Raw genomic sequence first — 466 nt, 5'->3', positions numbered from 1 at the left:
GCGGCTACAAGGAGGAGGGCACCACCACCACCCCGTTCGACATGGCCATGCTCAACGACATCGACCGCTACCACCTGGTGATCGACGTCATCGACCGCGTGCCGTCCCTGCGCTCGACCTACGCGGGTCTGCGCCAGGAGATGGTCGACGCGCGGCTGACCGCCCGGCAGTACACCCGCGAGCACGGGGAGGACATCCCCGAGGTGCGCGACTGGGTGTGGCCGGACGTCGGCGAGAAGGCGACCGAGGAGGGTGGCCCGCAGTACAACGGCGCGAGCGCCGCCGTGCAGGACACCGGAGGAGACAACGAGTGAGCGACACCGCTCGCAGCATCTACATCACCTCGCCCGAGGGCGAGACGGGCAAGTCCACGATCGCGCTGGGGGTCCTCGACCTGCTGGTCCGCAAGGTCCAGCGGGTCGGGGTCTTCCGGCCGGTCACCCGGGCCGCGGGCCCGGACGTGCAG

At 70.6% G+C, this 466-nt stretch carries 1 protein-coding gene; it reads left to right on the top strand.

From position 1 onward, the window contains the following. A partial coding sequence (locus G3I78_RS48115) for a hypothetical protein (RefSeq protein ID WP_203616535.1) occupies positions 1–314 on the top strand: 314 nt, incomplete at its 5' end. Between the last annotated feature and the right edge of the window lie 152 nt (positions 315–466).

Origin of the sequence: Streptomyces sp. SID13726, from assembly GCF_010548375.1 — a bacterium.
Taxonomy (GTDB): domain Bacteria; phylum Actinomycetota; class Actinomycetes; order Streptomycetales; family Streptomycetaceae; genus Streptomyces.
Note: the sequence above shows the minus strand (reverse complement) of the source record. Positions and strands in the feature narration are given on the sequence as shown.